This is a genomic window from Mycoplasma haliaeeti (genome assembly GCF_048284645.1).
Taxonomy (GTDB): Bacteria; Bacillota_I; Bacilli_A; order Mycoplasmatales; family Metamycoplasmataceae; genus Mycoplasmopsis.
The window spans coordinates 85,961-104,642 of record NZ_JBLWAB010000001.1 but is presented as its reverse complement, the minus strand read 5'-3'; the positions used below and the strand labels follow the sequence as shown (position 1 = coordinate 104,642).

Annotated in this window: 12 protein-coding genes; 8 read left to right on the top strand and 4 right to left on the bottom strand. The window is 30.8% G+C overall.

What is annotated here, in order from left to right:
- Window positions 1-18: 18 nt before the first annotated feature.
- Genes ACNQ2T_RS00290 through ACNQ2T_RS00275 form a run of 4 tightly spaced genes read right to left on the bottom strand, consistent with a single transcriptional unit; the run spans window position 19 to window position 7,414 of the window.
- Window positions 19-1,494, bottom strand: coding sequence for an APC family permease (locus ACNQ2T_RS00290; RefSeq protein WP_418035691.1), 1,476 nt, complete (start codon window positions 1,492-1,494; stop codon window positions 19-21).
- A gap of 7 nt (window positions 1,495-1,501) precedes the next feature.
- Window positions 1,502-4,312: an endopeptidase La gene (lon, locus tag ACNQ2T_RS00285; protein WP_418006224.1), complete on the bottom strand. Its 2,811-nt coding sequence runs from the start codon at window positions 4,310-4,312 to the stop codon at window positions 1,502-1,504.
- A gap of 12 nt (window positions 4,313-4,324) precedes the next feature.
- Window positions 4,325-6,655 (bottom strand): class I tRNA ligase family protein, encoded by a 2,331-nt coding sequence (locus tag ACNQ2T_RS00280; RefSeq protein ID WP_418017999.1) that lies wholly within the window; start codon window positions 6,653-6,655, stop codon window positions 4,325-4,327.
- 15 nt (window positions 6,656-6,670) lie between these two features.
- Window positions 6,671-7,414 (bottom strand): MPN527 family putative ECF transporter permease subunit, encoded by a 744-nt coding sequence (locus ACNQ2T_RS00275; RefSeq protein ID WP_418035690.1) that lies wholly within the window; start codon window positions 7,412-7,414, stop codon window positions 6,671-6,673.
- A 254-nt stretch (window positions 7,415-7,668) separates the two neighbouring features.
- On the opposite strand from ACNQ2T_RS00275, the gene nadE reads away from it, so the two are divergent.
- The 8 genes from nadE (at window position 7,669) to ACNQ2T_RS00235 (ending at window position 18,679) form a co-directional block, all read left to right on the top strand.
- A complete protein-coding gene (gene nadE, locus ACNQ2T_RS00270; RefSeq protein WP_418035689.1) occupies window positions 7,669-8,460 on the top strand; it encodes an NAD(+) synthase in 792 nt (263 codons plus the stop codon).
- 10 nt (window positions 8,461-8,470) lie between these two features.
- A complete protein-coding gene (locus tag ACNQ2T_RS00265) occupies window positions 8,471-9,202 on the top strand; it encodes a YebC/PmpR family DNA-binding transcriptional regulator (protein ID WP_416755100.1) in 732 nt (243 codons plus the stop codon).
- The gene (locus ACNQ2T_RS00260; protein ID WP_416755099.1) at window positions 9,202-10,371 is read left to right on the top strand and encodes a ZIP family metal transporter; all 1,170 of its coding nucleotides are present in this window, start codon (window positions 9,202-9,204) and stop codon (window positions 10,369-10,371) included. Before ACNQ2T_RS00265 ends, ACNQ2T_RS00260 begins: the two co-directional genes overlap by 1 nt.
- Before the next feature lie 243 nt (window positions 10,372-10,614).
- A complete protein-coding gene (locus tag ACNQ2T_RS00255; RefSeq protein ID WP_418035688.1) occupies window positions 10,615-12,960 on the top strand; it encodes a leucine-rich repeat protein in 2,346 nt (781 codons plus the stop codon).
- A gap of 218 nt (window positions 12,961-13,178) precedes the next feature.
- Entirely contained in the window at window positions 13,179-14,579 is a 1,401-nt protein-coding gene (locus tag ACNQ2T_RS00250) for a leucine-rich repeat protein (RefSeq protein WP_418035687.1), read from the top strand.
- Between the two features lie 201 nt (window positions 14,580-14,780).
- On the top strand, window positions 14,781-16,784 hold the full coding sequence (locus ACNQ2T_RS00245) for a GGDEF domain-containing protein (protein ID WP_418035686.1): 2,004 nt from the start codon (window positions 14,781-14,783) through the stop codon (window positions 16,782-16,784).
- Window positions 16,765-17,226 (top strand): 50S ribosomal protein L9, encoded by a 462-nt coding sequence (rplI, locus tag ACNQ2T_RS00240; RefSeq protein WP_416755094.1) that lies wholly within the window; start codon window positions 16,765-16,767, stop codon window positions 17,224-17,226. The genes ACNQ2T_RS00245 and rplI overlap by 20 nt, the downstream gene beginning before the upstream one ends.
- Window positions 17,213-18,679, top strand: coding sequence for a DnaB-like helicase C-terminal domain-containing protein (locus tag ACNQ2T_RS00235; RefSeq protein WP_418019957.1), 1,467 nt, complete (start codon window positions 17,213-17,215; stop codon window positions 18,677-18,679). The genes rplI and ACNQ2T_RS00235 overlap by 14 nt, the downstream gene beginning before the upstream one ends.
- The last annotated feature ends 3 nt before the right edge of the window (window positions 18,680-18,682 follow it).

Below are 18,682 nucleotides of genomic sequence, written 5' to 3'. Positions count from 1 at the left end.
AAGCCCGTAGGCTTGAAATTATTGTTTTTGAGTTTTCTTTAATCTCATTTTTTCTTTGATTAAGTGTGACACATTATAGTGATATCAGGCTTTTAAAATGAAACCAAATAGCACAAAGACTAAGTAAGAAACAATAGCTACTGTATTCTTAATTCCTCAAGTATCACCTATAATTCATGGACAGTAGAATAAAACTAGTAAAAAGATAATTGCAATTAAATCTAGTCCATAAACTATTTTTTCTCAAACTGGTATACGAGGAATACGTTTTTTGCCTTCTAGGACAAAGGCTGTGCTAAAGGTAATAATATCCTCGATAAAGAGTGCAGTTGAACAAGCAATAATAGTTCCATCAAAGAAGTCTTTTTTATCGTTATCATTCTGCATGATTGAAGGAATGATTCATAAAATAACCATAGAGACTAAAATGATTATTGTAGTAAAAACGATTGCATTTCTAAACTCATGATTTTTGTTTTGCTTAGCTAAAGAAGCTGGTAAGTAACCATCTTCAGCTAGTGGAACAACTCTTCGAGCTGTTGAAGCACTTTGAAATAGCTTGAAGCTAAGATCATTACATAAGAATCCAATAATAAATAAGATAACACCAGCGCTACCTAGTCCATAGGTATAAATAGCTGAAATATTAATGTTACTATTTGGCTGAGGTTTTAATTCATTTGGTAAAAATAAGTAGAGTGAGAAAAATATTAAATAGAATGAGAAAATTACAGCAAATGAAATAAGCAGAATTTTACGGAAATTTTTAAATTTAACATCTTTGACCATTGAAGAAACATCTTCAATACCAGCAAAAGCATACATAAATAATAATGTATTGGAAATTATGAGCCTTGGAGAAATAACATTAAGTTTTTGATCCTGACTAACTGCCATAACTGGTTGAGAAGATGCCTTAGCCACAGCTACCATCATAATGATAAGGGCTAAAAGTAGGATAAATCATTTAAATGATGAGGCGATCAGAATGATTTTTTTATTAGTTTTTAAGCCTATGGTAGAGATTGCAATAATAATTATGAATAAAACTATTGAAGCTCCACGAGTTATTCACATAACTAAATCATACTGTGGAAATTGATCGCGATCTGGGATTATTAGCTCAATTGCATCCACTAAAAATAGTGGGGCAATGGCTGATAATAAAGGCATTTGGATGAATTGATTTCATCCAACAAAGAACACTAAGTTATCTAAAAATTTATTTTTAGAACGTGTAGCTTTATTTTTTGCTACCTCATCATCAATGTGACGAGCAAAAGAGTATGAGCCTCCATAATGATCATTATAAGTATTGGCTAGGCGTGAATAGGCTAAAGCAATTCCAAATACACAAAAGCCAGCTAATAAGAGAACTAAATAACCTCAATAAGAGATTTTTAGCACTTGCGATATAGTGGTTATAAAACCAACACCTATAACAAAGTTTATAGTAAAGAATGTAAAACTTTTCTCTGTGAATTGTTTTTCCATAACTTATCTATTTTTTAAAAGTAATAATTTCGTTAGGTTCTTTTCCTTCAAAAATTACTTGGTAGATTTCTTCGTAATTTTTAACAGGAATGTATTCTAATTTTTCTTTAATTTCAAGTGGAATGTCTTTAAGATTTTTAACGTTTCCAGCAGGAATAAAGATACGTTTTAAGCCTTTAGATGAGGCTGCAAATGATTTTTCTTTTAATCCGCCAATTTCTAGCACTTTTCCACGTAAGGTAATTTCACCTGTCATTCCAATTTCGTTTGAAACTACTCTTTGTGAAAGAGCTGAAATAATTGCTGTAGTAAATGTTACACCAGCAGATGGACCATCTTTTGGTACAGCACCTTCAGGAACGTGAATGTGAATTGTGTTAGATTCAAAATCAAACTTATCAACACCAAAGTGTTTTGCATTTGCTCTAACGTATGTTAAAGCAATTTGAGCTGATTCTTGCATTACTTCTTTTAAAGAACCAGTAAGTTTAATTTCTGATTTACCTTCATAAGTAGTTACTTCAATTGGTAAAGTAGATCCACCAAATGAAGTGTAAGCTAAACCTGTTACTACACCTGGAAGGTTATCTTCTTCTTTTTCTTCATCTTTGTATTTAATAACACCAAGTAATTCTTCTAAATCACTGATTTCAATTTTGTATGAAGTAATATCTGGGTCATTAAGTTTTTTAAGCACGATTTTACGAGCAATTTTGTCAAGAGTACGTTTTAGACCACGAACTCCAGCTTCCATTGTATAGTGCTTGATTATGTATTCTAATGCTTCATCAGAAATTTTGAACATTCTTTTTCCTAAACCTGATTGTTCAAGAACTTTAGGAACTAAGTATTTCTTAGCAATATTTACTTTTTCGCTTAGTGTGTAGGCTGAAAGTTCAATAATTTCAACTCTATCTACAAGGGCAGGTGGAATGTTGTCAAAGTAGTTGGCTGTAGCAATAAAAATACATTTAGAAAGATCATATTCATGTTCTAGATAGTGATCTTGGAATTTTGTATTTTGTTCAGGGTCAAGTACTTCTAGCATTGCACTAGCTGGATCACCTTTAAAGTCTGAAGCCATCTTGTCGATTTCATCAAGTAAGATAACTGGGTTTGATACACCAGCTTTAGTAATCCCTTTAATAATTTTTCCAGGCATTGCCCCTACATAAGTTCTTCTGTGACCTCTAATTTCAGATTCATCATGAACCCCTCCAAGAGAAATCTTGACAAATTTTCTTCCTAAAGCTTCAGCAATAGCTTTTGAAAGAGATGTTTTACCAGTTCCAGGAGGACCAACTAAAGTTAAAATTGGAACATTATTGTATTTATCTTGTAAGTTTTTACCATTTTCTTTGAAAAGGTCGTGATCAATTAAGTATTCGTTATCAATGATTGTGTATTCATTTTTATTCTTGTTTTGTTTCTTAGTATTAATTAAAACAGCAAGATATTCAAGAATTCTTTCTTTGATTTCTTCTAGCCCATAGTGATATTGGTCTAGAGTTTCTTTAACATTTTTAATATCTAATAATTCACGTTGAACTTTTCTTCAAGGTAATTTTTTAAGGGTATTGGTATAGTTTTTAGAAATTGCAGCTTCAGGAGATGCTGGCATCATTTCTGAAGAACGTTTATCTTCTTCTGCAATTAGCTTAATAACTGATTCTGGATAAATTGTTCTTAATTTTTCATCTTTAATAGTTTTAGTAAAATCATCTTCAATCGCATCAGAACCCATTTCTTCAAGGTAATCTTGTAATTGTTTAATTTTTTCTCTAACTATAAATTCTTGTTGTTGTTTACCTAATTTTTGAGTTAATTTATTATTAATATCACTATTTACTTCCATTTGAGTAGTAATTAACTCAGTAATTTGAGAAATAATGAATTCAATTGGGCCTTGACGATCTTGAGTATAAATATCAAGTAAGTCAAATTTAATTCTAAAGAAAAGTGGATCAAGGAAGTTGATAATTGTTGCCATTTCTTCATAAACGTATTGATCTGAAGATTTAGGTATTCTTGAATCGATGTTGCTTAGGAAGATGTTTTCAACTTCAGCCATTGTATATCTTGTTCTGCCTAATAAGTGAGGTTTGAAAGTTACAAATTCACGATCGATTAGACTTAATGGATCTTCTTCAGTCATTCCATTAGGGAATGGGTGACCTGGAGTACTTAAATCTTTAATTGTTTGAATAAAGTTTCTAACTACCTTAACTTCTTCAGGAGTATTAGCAAATTCTCTTCATGGTAATAATTGAGGCACATCTCTAATTCCTTGAGCCCCAAAAAGTGGAACTTCAAAAGTTTCACCATCAATAGTTACTTCATCTAATTCAACTGTTTGTAATAGTGAGAAGTTTGATAATGGTTTAAATGTAAATCTATAAATTAGTTGGTCTGGGACTAATTCTAATTTAATAGGTTTTACATAAACACATGGACTCATCTTGAATTCATATTCTGTAAGTCCGGTTTCTTCTCCAAGACGTAGCATATCGAAGCAAATAACAAGTGTGTTTTCACGATTTTCGATATCTATACGTTGGAAGAACTCGTATAGTCTTTCGAATTGATTGTCATCATATCTAGCTTCAATAACACCGAATCCATCAATACCAGTAATTTCTTTTGCAGATACAACTAGTGCAAATGAATTAGTTGAACGTTCTAGAATGTGTTCATCAATTTGAGATTCTTCTTTTAAGATGTGATCATACTTAGAAAAATAGTTAATTCCTTCTAAAGCGTCAATAAATTCTTCTGTTGAAAGATATTTATATTTTTTTATATTTGGTTTTTTTGGCATTTCTCCTCTTTTCTATTTAATTACTAAGTTAACAATTTTGCCAGGAACAAAGATTTCTTTAACAATTTCTTTGCCTTCTAGCCATTTTGCAACAATAGTTTTAGCTTGAGCTAAGACTTCATCTTTGCTTGCACTTTTTGAAATTTGAAGTTCAGCTCTAACTTTACCGTTAATAGTGATTCCATAAGTAACTTCATCAAGTTCTAAAGCTTTAGTATCAATGCTAAAGTCTTTTAAGTTAACAAGATTAAAGTATTGATCAGAAATTTCTCAAGCAAAGTGTGGAATGAATGGTTCAAGAATGTTTAATAAAACATAGAACATTTCAGTGATTAAGTCTGCACGAGTGATTTGATCATACTCATTTAGGGTTTCCATAGTTCATGATACTAAAGTATTGAAAGAATAATTGTTATTTCTATCTTCAAAAGTTGCAATTTGCTTTTGCATACCTAGGTATAGTTTATATCTAGCTTTCTTTTCTTGACTAGTTAAGCTAGCTGGATCAATGTTTTTATAATTTGAATTTACATCAATTTCTTTTGAACGTTCAAATAAACGATTGATAAATTTGAAGCAGCCTACTACACCTGAATCACTTCATTCAAGTTCTTTTTGAGGTGGAGCTGCAAATAAGATAAATAGTCTAGAAGTATCAGCACCATAAGTTGCAATCATTTCTCCAGGTTCAACTACATTACCTTTTGACTTAGACATTTTGGCGCCATCTTTAAGTACCATTCCTTGAGTAATTAAGTTATTAAATGGTTCTCTAAAGCTTACTAAACCAACATCAGCTAAAGCTTTTGTAAAGAATCTTGCATAAAGGAGGTGTAAGATTGCGTGTTCAATTCCACCAATGTATTCATCAACTGAATTTCAGTAAGCTAAATGTTGTGGCTCAATTGCATAGTCTTCTCTTAAATATGTAGGAGTTGTATAACGTAAGAAATATCAACTTGATTCAAAGAAAGTATCTAGCGTGTCTGTTTCTCTTTGAGCATATTCACCACATTTTGGACATTTAACTAAACGTCAGTCTTCATTGGTGTTAAGTGGATTACCTTGACCAGTAAAGGCAACTTTTTCAGGTAAAAGTACTGGTAATGAGTTTAATGAAACAGGGTTAGTTCCACATTTGCTACAGTTAACAAGTGGAATTGGTGTTCCCCAGTATCTTTGACGTGAGATACCTCAGTCTCTTAAGTTATATTTAACTTCAGTTTCAAGACTAGAAGGATCAATAACTTGTTTATGATCTAATTCATAAGCTAAGTTATTAAAGTCCATGAAAGCTTTTTGGGTTTCATTAGTTGCTGAAACTAATGTAACTTCTTTATTTGGATTATTTGAGGCAAAGTCTGAAATAATCACTGCTACTTCTTGTTTTGAAAATGGGTTAAGTGCTACAAAAGGAGTTGCTAGCATGATTTTCTTAGAGAAATCTTTTTTAACAAAGTTAAGATTGATTTCTTCTAATAATGCTAGTTCATTGTCGCTAAAGTAGTTAGCTTGTTTTAAGTCTTCTACTAATGGGTGTTTATTTGAAATTGCTACATAGTCAATATTTGAAATTGTATTTAAGTTATTTTCATAAGCAACTAATGTAGTAGCTTGACTAAATTTGTTAGCTTTAAGATCGAAAGTAAGTTTGTAATCTTGACTTCTTCCGATTCAGTTCTTTTGCATAGTTAAAACTTGTTGAGGTCAGTGCCCTTCAAGTTGTTGCAAGTCAGCTAATAATTCATCAGCATAAGCTGTAATTTTTAGATAGTAAGTATCCATTTCTTTTTGGATAACTTCACCATCACATCTTCAGCATTTATTATCAATAACTTGTTCATTAGCTAAAACAGTATTGTCATTTTCACATCAGTTAAGTTGTGATTTCTTTTTGTAAATTAAACCTTTTTCTCAAAGTTTAATAAAGATATATTGTTCTCATTTGGTGTAATCATAGTCTGCAGTAATGCATTCGTAATTTCAAGCAAATGAAATACCAAGCTTTTGAACTTCCTTATCCATTGAATCAATGTTTTCGTAAGTTCATTTTCTTGGGTGGATTCCATGTTTAATTGCTGCATTTTCAGCTGGAAGTCCAAAAGCATCTCAACCAAATGGGTGAAGCACATTGTAACCTCTACGACGATAGTATCTAGCAATTGCATCACCAATTGAATAGTTTCTAACGTGTCCCATGTGCAATTTACCACTTGGATATGGGAACATACTTAAAATGTATTTCTTTGGAAGAGTAAAATCTTCTTTTGGTTCAAAATAATTGGATTCTTGTCAATTATCTTGTCATTTTTTGTCGATAAATTTAAAATCGAACTTATCCATTTCCGCTCCTTTTGTTTAATATGTATTTTTAGAGCTAATTTTATATATAAAATTAGTTTTATATTCTCATGTAATAAATATATAAATTATAATGCAATTTATTAAGATGTTTGTTAAATTAAAAATAAAATATACAGTAAATGAGCCCGCGTAGTAGTTAGGAATGCCTAAAAAGAAACCTTTAAATTGACTATTGTAATTCTTTACTATTTCGCTAAGGCTAAAGCTACTAATTACGTTTAGAATACGAAAGTAAATTATGTTAAATAAAAAGGTATTTAAAATAGGCATAATAATACTTACTGCAAGGGCTGAAAGTATCATGACTAGTATCACTTTAACTAGTGGAGTGCTAATTTTAGATCAATTAACTACTCTATATAATAAATAAAAAAATGCAAAAAAGAACAGTTGTGAAACAAATACAATAAAATTCCCTAAATATTCAACTCCAGCTCCCAAACTAAAAGGCAGCGCAGATGCAATCAAAGGCATAATTAGAAAACGAGAAAAGCCTACAATTAAGGCATAATTTAATCCTATATAGGTAAAGGTGATAAAAATTGGAATTAAAGATAAATTAAAACTTAAAAATGAAGTAAATTTTAAAAACATGCTGAGTAGAGAAAGAATGATTGCAAGAGCAAGCATTATTCCACTAAAAGCAATTTTATAACTAGGTCTTAGCGTGCGCTTTCAGCTAAATTGCAAGAGATTTTTCTTATTGTGTTCAATATTTTCAACTGTATTATCTGTCATATTTATTCCTTATTTGTAATAGATTCTTATTATATCTTTTATTATAAAAAGTTGATGAAAAATCTAAAAAGCTAAAAAATACCTAAAAAATGTAGTGTTTTTATAACTTTTATATTTTGGTTAGTTTGAGCTGTATTAAATTACTAAAAAGTAATATAAAACCTTCAAAATTATGGTATAAATTATTTGCAAGTATAAATGTAAAATTTAGTAAAATTTTAGATATTTTCAATATTAAAATATTAGAGGTTAGTATGAGTAAAATTACAAGATACGAAAATAACAAGCCTATTTATGACAAGCAAGCTGCTTTAGAATACTTAGAAGTTATTAATAATTTCTTACAAGATTACTTAGCAAAGTCAAAAGCTGAAGGCTTTGTGGTAGGTATATCTGGAGGAATTGATTCAGCTTTAGTTTATGCTATTGCAAAAAACTTAATGCCACAACGCACCTATGGTATCGTGATGCCAGTTGGTCAAATGCTAGACAGTGACTTAAGTGATATTGCTAAATTAGAAGCAACTTTTTATGATAAGTTTGAAGTAGTTGATCTATCAAAAGCATTTAATGCCATTTATGATGCTGTAAATGTAAACAATCCACTTGCGATTGCTAACATTAAACCAAGATTAAGAATGACAACATTATATGCAAAAGCTCAAGACAAAAACGCCTTGGTGCTTGGAACTGACAATTTAGATGAAACTTTTATTGGTTACTTTACTAAATATGGAGATGGAGGAGTAGATTTACTTCCAATCTCAAGATTAACTAAAGGTGAAGTTCGCTTTTTAGCTCAATTACTTAATGTTCCTCAAGAAATTATTTCTAAAGCACCTTCAGCAGGACTATGAGAAAATCAAACTGATGAAAGTGAACTTGGCTTTTCATATGCACAACTTGATTTTTACTTAGACAACATTGAAAATAGAGAATTAATATCTAAAGTTTTATCACAAGATATCATTGATAAAATTGAACACAAACACAGAATCTCTCAACACAAGAGAGATGCAATCTATAAACCATCAGAAATTAAATAAAGGAGAAATTATGGCAGGACACTCACACGCAGCCAACATTATGCACCGTAAAGGTGCTCAAGATGCAGCAAGAGGAAAAGTATTCCAAAAATTATCAAAAGAAATTTATGTAGCTGCACAAAAAGGATCAGATCCAGAATCAAACCCAGCTTTAAAACTTGCTATTGCAAAAGCTAAATCAAAAAATATGCCAAAAGACAATATTGAAAGAGCTATTAAAAAAGCTGCTGGAGATAAAAACTCAAACGCATTCGTTGAAACAGTATTTAACGCAACAGTTAGTGGGGGAGCAACATTTATCGTTGTTACACTTTCAGATAACTTAAATAGAGTTAAATCAAACATTCAAGCTTACTTTAACAAACAAAATGCAACACTAGGGAAAACTGGACAAATCCCATTTGCCTTTGACAAAAAAGGAATTATTGAAATTTCTAAACAATATGTATCAGAAGATGACATCATGATGGTCGCTCTTGAAAATGGAGCTGATGATGTTGAGGTTGCTGAAGAATCATTTGTTATTACTACAGCCCCTGAAAACTTCTCAGATCTAAAATCAGCTATTGAATCTTCACTAGGTGTTAATGAATATCTTCAATGTGAAGTAACTTACTTACCAAATATGTATGTAGAATATGACGCTGAAAAAGAACAAAAACTTCTTGATTTTGTTGAAAAATTAAAAGATGATGATGATGTTCAAGACGTTTATCACAATATTGATGTTAAAGAAGAATAATGTCTCTACAAGATTTATATCTTAGATTAACTGATTCTGTAGGAGGAAATCAAAATTTAGCAACTTTTATAGTAGTTTTAGTAACCTTACTAATATTGCTATCAATTCCAACGTTGCTATCATTCATTTTACCTCTATTTCACAGACTCAAAGATCGCAAATTTAAAAGTTTTACATTTTACTTATATGCATTTTCAACTGGATTCTTTATTGCCTTAGCTTTATTTGGATTTTTACGCGAAAGTATTGAAACTTCAAGTCATGGTGCAATCGATTATTACCCAGGTGCATCCGAAAATAAAAATATCGTTTATGGCCTTAATATAGCAACAGTAGTGACAGGATTAATTGTTGGATTACTCTTTTCATTTACCTTGAAGTTTGTTATTACTTATCGAATTAATAAAGCACTAAAAAAAGATAAAAACATGAGTGTGTTTGTTCATGAACATGGGGATCACGAACACCATCATGACGCTGGACATGTACACTCAAAGAAAAATGCTGAAGTCTTACAAGAAAATAAAAATAGTTTAGTTATTTTTAAAGATAAAACACTATATACAGGTGATAAATACATTCACCACCATGATCATGATAATCACTATCATGATCATGCACACCCTGACTATATCTTTGGTCAAGAAGAAAACTTAGCTCAAGCAGAGGAAGCAATTATTTATAAAACTTCACCTAAAATGAAGGTTATTGCTTTACTTTTATTACTTACACACAGAATTCCTGAAGGAATTTTACTTGGATATAACTTATCTTTAGCAACAGAAGGTAAATTAAACAACCTTTCTACAGCTTACTTTATTTCTTTAATCCTTCACCTTTTCCCTGAAGAATCAATTTTCTACTTCAGATTAAGAGAAGCAGGATTTAGTAAAGTGAAATCACTACTACTTTCCTTCTTAGGACTTTCACTCTTCTTACCATTTATGCTCATTGGTGCCTATGCAGGTGCTAAAATCAATGATTTATGATGATTAAAAGCCGGTATGTTTGCAGCAATTGCAGGAATATTCTTATTTACCTCAATTGTTGAATTTATCCCAGAATTCTATCACAACCATATTGAAAAGAAAAAATGATTCTTTATACTCTTTTCATTATTTGTTGGAATCATTGTAGCAGTGTTTATTCTTTCATTCCACTCACATTAGGAGTGGAATTTTTCTTTCTTGTGTTTTAGCCCTTAAAAAAGAAACATTTTCATTTTTTCTCAAGTGCTAGAAGTTGAATTATTTAGGAGAATATTTTTTTCATAAAAAGCTAGCTGGTAGGGATTTTGGATGCTTGATTTTTTCAGAGATTTTGAAAAAATAATTATGTAGATAACTATTTTTATAATATTGAAGATTAATTATTAATTAATATTAGTGAATTGATTTATTTTAAGGAGTAATATGAAAAAGAAATTTTTACTATTAAGTACCCTTTCAGCTGTTAGTGTTTTACCTATTGTAGCTGCTTCATGTAACCATGAAAAAGATAAAAATTCAGCTGATTTAGACACTAAAAAAGAACCAATAAACAAAGTAAATGAATCAAATAATTTAATTAGTGCTGAATATGCCCTAGCATCAGGAACTAAAGGTAGCATCAATTTTGACAAAGCAAATAGAGTAGTTGCTTTAAAAGGAATTGATACTATTGATGAAAATGTCTTGCAAGCTATCATTGACCTACTTAAAAAGAACAATACATTAGTTTTATTTAAATTAGAAGGAAATGATATAACCAAGATTGCTAAATGGAATAAAGACATTAATACTTATTTAACATTTATTCAATTACCTAACTTGCAAAAGATTGATGATAGTTTTGATATTTCAAACACACCAAATATGCCAGGTAAAATTGTTCAAAATGGAATTTTACTTAAGTGAAGTGACGCAACAGGTGAAGTAAGTGAAGATACAGTTACAAAAGTTGCACCTAATGCTTTTAAAAACAATGGTACAATTACAGCTCTAACACTTGCTAATGCAACAGAAATTGGGACTAGTGCACTGCAAGGTGCAAGCTTGCTAACTAAAATCTCATTACCTAAAGTTGACACAATAAAAGCTAATGCTTTTGCTAATGATAGTAAGTTAACTAATGTAGAATTACCAAAAATTAAAACAGTAGAGCACAATGCCTTTACACAAACGGGCCTAAGAGGTAAAGTTATTCAAAATGGTATGCTACTTAAATGAGCTCAAGCAACTGGGCATGTTTTTGATGAAGATATTATTAGTATTGCACCAAGTGCATTTGAAAACTCAGATCAATTAGTTGCAGTTGATTTCCCTAATGTAACAAAGGTACCTGCAAATATCTTTGACAAACTAGCAAATCTTAAACGTGCAGCATTTCAAAATGCTCAAGTAGTTGAAGCTAATGCTTTTAAAGGCAGTGAATCACTTAGGTATCTTGATATTCCTTCTGCCACTGAAATACAAAGTAGTGCATTTGAGGATGCAGTTGCATTAACAAACCTAAATGCGCCTAAAGTAACTCAAATTGGCGATAGTGCTTTTGCTGGTGCTAATGCACTAGAAAAGATTGAGCTTCCCGAATTAACAACAATGGGCTCAAGTGCTTTTTCAAGAACTGAAAAATTACATTCAGTATCTCTTCCAAAAGTAATAGAAATTAGTTCATTTGCATTTTCAAATGCTAAGGCTTTAGACTGAATTCAAGCTCCAATGGCTAAAGTAGTTGGGCCACATGCTTTCTATGGTGCTAGCGGATTAAGCAAAATTGACTTGCCTGAAGTTACAAAAGTTCAAATGTCAGCCTTCAAAGAAGCAACCAAACTTGCACAAGTTAAACTTCCAAAAGTACAAAATGTAGTTGACTTTGCTTTCTTTGATACGCCAAGTTTAAGTGAAATTTCACTTCCAAATGCAATCTTCATTGGTTCATATGCTTTTGCTGGAACACATGGAAATAACATTACAAAACTAGACTTACCAAAAGTTAATGTTATTTCAAATGGTGCTTTCTTTAATGCAAAAATGCTTGAAAGCATTGATCTACCAAGTGCTGTTAAAATTGGATCATCAGCTTTTGGACTTGCAGCTAAATTAAACAAGGTAAACTTACCTAAGGTAACTACTTTAGGAAGTGGTGCATTTAGTGATGCGATTGCATTAGAAAGCATCTCATTGCCAAAAGTAACTACAATTAGCAAAGATATGTTTGCTAACTTACCAAACTTAAAAACAGTAACTATGGATAGTGTTCAAACTATTGAAGCATTTGCTTTTGCTGGAGCAACTAGCCTAAAAGAAGCTAATTTCCCAAGTGTTACAAAAGTGGGTGGAAATGCCTTTTCTGGAGCATCTAGCTTAACTAAAATAACTATGCCACAGGCTAAAACAATTGGATATGGTGCATTTTTAGGAACAAGCAGTTTAACTGAGATCTCATTACCTAATGTAGTTACTTTAGGTGAAAGAGCATTCCAAGATGCAACTAGTTTAACAAAGGTAGACTTAAACAAATTAGTAAATATTCCTTATGGAGCCTTTGCAAATGATGCTAAATTAGTTACTGTCAATATTCCATTAGCTAAAACAATTGGATCAGAAGCATTTGCTAATAATGCTGCCTTAAATACAATTAATCTTCCACTAGTTGCTAAAATAGGTGAATCAGCTTTCTTAAATGACACAAATCTAGCTTCTGCTACATTCGCTAAAAACCCTACAGTAGGATATAAAGCATTTGAAAACACACCTAAATTAAATCAATTTAAATAATGTAATAAAGATGTAGTATTCATTCTTTGGATGCTATATTTTTTATTTTAGTTTATTAACTAAAATACAATATTAAAGCAATATTTTTGACATCCGTTCCTATGATATAGAGTTATTAGTACCTTGATTTTTTTCTCAGAAGTGAAATAATAATTGAAAGGGACAAAATATTGCTCAATTATTTATAATTGAGCGCCTTTAGAAAGAAAGTCATAAATATGAAACGTAATAAATTATTTATCTTATTATCATTAGCTTCAATTTCAAGCGTTGCCACTTTACCATTGGTAGCTGGATCTTGCAATCATAATAATGATAATAAAGAAAAGCCTCGCCCTGTAGTGCCAACACCAGAGCCAGGCAAAAAAGAACCAGGTAAAGGAACCGGAGACAAGGACACACCTACAGTTAGTCCTATAACAACCGACGAAAATATCTCATATAACACTAAAGACAATGTTTTAACCATTAAAGATGTGAAAGAAATTACCCCTGAATATTTAAATAACATATACAAAACAAAAGGTAAAAAACTAAAATTAGTTAACAAAGATGGAAGCATAATTGGTGGAATTAAATTAGTTTGCCCTGATGCAACTACATTGGTTGCTGTCAGTGATGCTAGACTTGGTTATAATTTTTCAATTAGCGAAATTGAATTTCCAAAATTAGAAAATGTAGTTACAACATTACCTAATCCACTTCCTGATAGTTTAACAAATAACTTATTATCTACCTTAACCGGTTATAAGATTGTTCAAAATGGTGTTCTTATTAGATGAAATGATGCTTTTGGTGATATATCAGATAGCACTGTTACATCAATAATCAGAGGGGCATTCAATCGAACTAATGATATTAGAAGAATTAGTTTACCTAACTTAAAATACGTCCAACCCTATGCCTTTGGTCTATATGATGATAATCCATTCCCTTATATTGATGGAAAAATAGTGCTTAATAAAGTACTTGTAAAATGGTCAAATCTAGATGATGGTGTTGTAAAAGATGATAATATAACAGAAATTTATAATGGTGTGTTTAAAGACACAGACAATTTAGGTGCTGCAATATTTGAAAATGTTACAACAATTTGCGACAAGGCATTTGCTAATTCAGAACGACTTAGAACTATTCATTTTCCAAAAGCAACCACAATTGGAAGTCATGCATTTGACACTTGTGGTTCCTTAGAAGAAATTAATCTACCTGAAGCAGTAACAATTGGTGCAAATGCTTTTGACAATGATCGTTCTTTACGCAGCATCGCATTACCTAAAGCAACTTATATTGGAGAATATGCTTTCAACTGAAATCAAGCCTTAACTAGTGTTACATTACCTAAAGCAACATATCTTGGTGCGGGAGCATTTACTAATTGCACTGTACTTAGTGAAGCTAACTTCCCAGAAGTAACTGAAATAGGTGCATACGCTTTTAGCCAAGATCCTTTATTGAAGACAGTTACATTACCTAAAGTTACAAAGATTGGCGAAAGTGCCTTTAGTGATAATCCTGAATTAAGCGAAATTACATGTCCAAATGTACAAGAAATTGGTCAAAATGCTTTTGAAAATACACCAAAATTAGTAACAAAACCAACTGTAAAAACTGAATAAAAATATGATTAACAGCACAATATTTTGCTTAAAATAAGCGCAAATATGTGCTGTTTTCTTATGCAAAAATCCAATCAGAAAGCAGCAAAAAATTGCAATAAAGTGGCTAATTTATCCTAAATAAAGCTAGTAAAAAGATTAAAGTAATTTACCCCTTTAATCAGAATTAATTTATAATTTAAATATTACTGAAAGGAAGCAATGCGAAAAAAACAAAAAGTTTGAATTTATTCAGGATTAATAACATTATTTATAATAATGTTTATCCTCTTAATTTGGGCATTAGTTAATCTACACACCGATAAATTAACTGGTATTTTAGCAATACTAGGAATGTTTGTGATACTTGGAATTGTTATTATGCTACTTTATTTTGCTGTTTACAATTTTGCAAAATCAAGAGAGCTAATTAATAAGTCATTTAATGGCTTCTTGGAAAAGATTATGACAAATAACAATATTGGTCTAATTATTTATGATATTGATCAAAATATTGTTTGAACCAGTAACTTTATCAAGAATAAATTCCATAAGGACTTTATTAATGTCTCAGTTAATGAGTTTTTCCAAAAGATAGACAATAACTATAAAAAAGAAGTTGACATGAACCAAACAAAAATTGAGTTCTATAACAACAAAAATATTTATGAAGCTCAATTTTGACCTTTATCAAATACAATTGTTATTCGTGATATTACAACTGAACACTTATTTAAAGTAGAATCATGAGAACAAAAACCAGTAGTTGGTGAAATTGAAATTGATAACTATCAAATGTATCAATCAATTCTTTCTGAAGAACAAATTTTCTTAATTAACAAAATTGTTATTGACACAATTAAGGAATACATGGAAAAATATAACTTGATTTATCGTCAATATACCAATGGAAAATTCGTTGTTATTACGAATGAAAAATCATTACAAGAAATGTCAAAGGATAATTTTAGTTTATTTACCAATATCCACCAAAATATTAAGGACCCTTCAATTAACAAGCTATCTTTAAGTGTTGGATTTGCAAGAGGATGATCTTCATTGAAAGAAAAACTTGAACAAGCTAAAAAAGCTTTAGTGCAAGCACAAAACAGAGGTGGAGATCAAATTGCTATTTTCTCAAATACTCAACAAGCTGTTTACTTTGGGTCAAATAGTGAAATTATGTCAAATAATAATCGAACTAAGATTAAATCTGTTGCTTTAGAGTTTGCTAAACGTCTAGAGGAACCTAATATTGAACAAGTTATTGTATATGGACACCAATTAGCTGACTTAGATGCCCTAGGTTCAGCTTATGCAGTAGTTGAAATTGCTCGTAGTTTCGGCAAGAAGGCTTATATTTGTAACGTAACATTTGATCAAACTACTGAAAAATATTTAGAAGAATTAACTGCTGGTGGCTTTGATGAAAAAGTCTTTATCAAACCAGCACATGCAACTAAGATTACTGATGGAAATACCTTAGTGGTATTAGTTGACAATAATGATGTAGCTCGAACAGATAACAAAGATGCCATTATTAATGCAGCTAGAAACAATATCTTTATCTTTGACCACCACCGGGTAGGAAAAAGTATTGACTATTGTCCAATTACAAATATTTACATTGATACAACAGCTTCCTCAGCATCAGAAATTGTGACTGAAATTATGACCTTTATGGAATATAAACTTAACATAAGTCAAATTTGTGCACAATTATTGCTTAGTGGTATTTTCCTAGATACTGCACAATTTTCAAAATCAGTAACCACTCGGACATTTGAGGCTAGTGCATGACTAGAAGCTCGTGGAGCTAACGTAATTAAGTCAGGTAACTTGCTCAAAATTGATGATGAAACTGAAGAACAAATTCAAGAAATTTTAAATAATGTACAAGAAGTTAAGAAGGGCTACTTCCTTGCCTACTGTGATTTAGAAGTTTCAAATGATGTTATTTCAATGGCAGCTAATGAAATTTTAAAAATAAAAGGAAGAGTAGCTAGCTTTGTTGTAGCTAGATTAAAAGGAACTAAATTATATAAACTTAGTGCCAGAGGGATTGGAACTAATGTACAAATAATTTGTGAACAAGTTGGAGGTGGAGGTCACTTCTCAACTGCTGCAGCTGTCTCAGATGAAGAATTAGAAACCTTTGTTGATAATATCAGACATGCAATTATTACAAGTGAAAGAGAGATTAAAGATGAAAGTAATATTAATTAAAGATTGTAAAGATGGAAAAGCTAATACTATAGTTGAAGTATCTAATGGATATGGATCAAACTATTTAATTAAGAATGGATTTGGTGTTCCATACAACGATCAAACAGTGCACCAATTAAACAAAAGATTAAACAATTTAGTAGCTAATGAACACGAAAATAGAACTAGCGCATTAGAACTAAAAGAACAACTTGAAAAATTAGTGCTTAAATATACACTTGAAGCTAATACTGATGCTAACGGAAACTTAAACGTGCATGGTTCAGTATCAACTAAAGATGTTGACAAAAAACTAACAGCTTTAGGATTTAAACTAGATAAACATGCTTTAAGCAAAGTTCGTCTAGTTTCAGAAGGGCCACACGATGTCGAAGCTGTGCTTTATAAAGACATTAAAGCTAACATTAGAGTAGAAATTACCATTCAACATGTCAAGAAATAGACGTTTTTTCGAAGATAAACCTTATCGTAATATTTCTGGCGATTTAATGCCTTTAAAAGACACTTTATTTCACAGCGAAAGTGTTGAAAGAGAAATATTAAGTAATATGCTAAATGATTTAGATAAGCAAGGGCTAGCCTTTGACTATTTAACTCCTGGAGCTTTCTTTAATCAAGCATATCATCAACTTTTTAAACTAATTAAAACTACTCGGAGTGCATCAAATAATAAAGCCATCACATTTGACTATAATGATGTGAAAAGACTAATTGAATCACATAATACAGAATTTGAATACAGTGCGCTTTCACTTGCAATATTAAACAAAGTTGCATCTTCATTTTACAATGATGATAACTTTGTATCTAATATTGAAAAGCTGATTGAATTACAAAAAATGCGTAATTTAGAATCATTTTATGCTGAATATGTAAAAGCTTTCGGACATAATAAAGAAATTAATTGAGATAGTAGTATTCAAGACTTACAAAACTTTATTGTAACTAATAACAACATGTCAATTAAGAATTCTGAATTTATTCCACTAGATGAGGCTGCTTTCCAACTAGCTGAACATATTAATGCTATCTTGCAAAACAAAGATGAAAACCAAAAGTTCTTATATTCAGGTTTCTATGCTATTGATAAATATATCAAAGGGATCAAACCTGGACAATTAATTATTTTAGCAGCTCGCCCTGGAGTCGGGAAAACAGCTTTAGCCTTAAATATAGCTAAAAACATCATTGATGAAGCTAATATGAAAGGTGAAGTTAAAAATGTAGCCTTTATTTCACTTGAAATGCCAACTAGCGAACTAACAAGTCGTTATTTATCAACATCTAGTGGTATTGAGCTATACAAAATTCAAAATCCAAAATTAATCAATAGTGGTGATGAAGCTCTTAAGCTATTTCATACTATTGAAAATATGAAGAAAGATAGTGTTGTTTGATTTGATGATGAACCAAAAAGCAACATTACTGAAATAATTTTCAAGATTCGTCACTTAATGAAGAATCTTGAAGGCAAACTAGATTTAGTTGTAATTGATTACTTGCAATTACTTTCTGCAGGTGATGCAAGTGGTAATAGACAAAATGAAGTTGCAACTATTTCACGTTCTTTAAAAACACTAGCCTTAGAATTAAAAGTTCCAATTTTGGCACTTTCACAGCTATCTCGTAGTGTTGAAAATAGAGAAGACAAGCGTCCACAATTAAATGACTTACGTGAATCAGGTCAAATTGAACAAGATGCTGACGCTGTTATTTTCTTAAATAGAAAACCTTTGAAAAAAGGTATTTCTGAAGAAGAATCAAATAGAAACGAACATATTCCAGTGGTTGTTACAATTGCTAAGAACAGAAATGGGCAACCAGGTAGTGACACTTTAATTTACACTGGTAAATATGTTAAATTCACAGATGAAAATGAAGGGAACAGATATTAAATC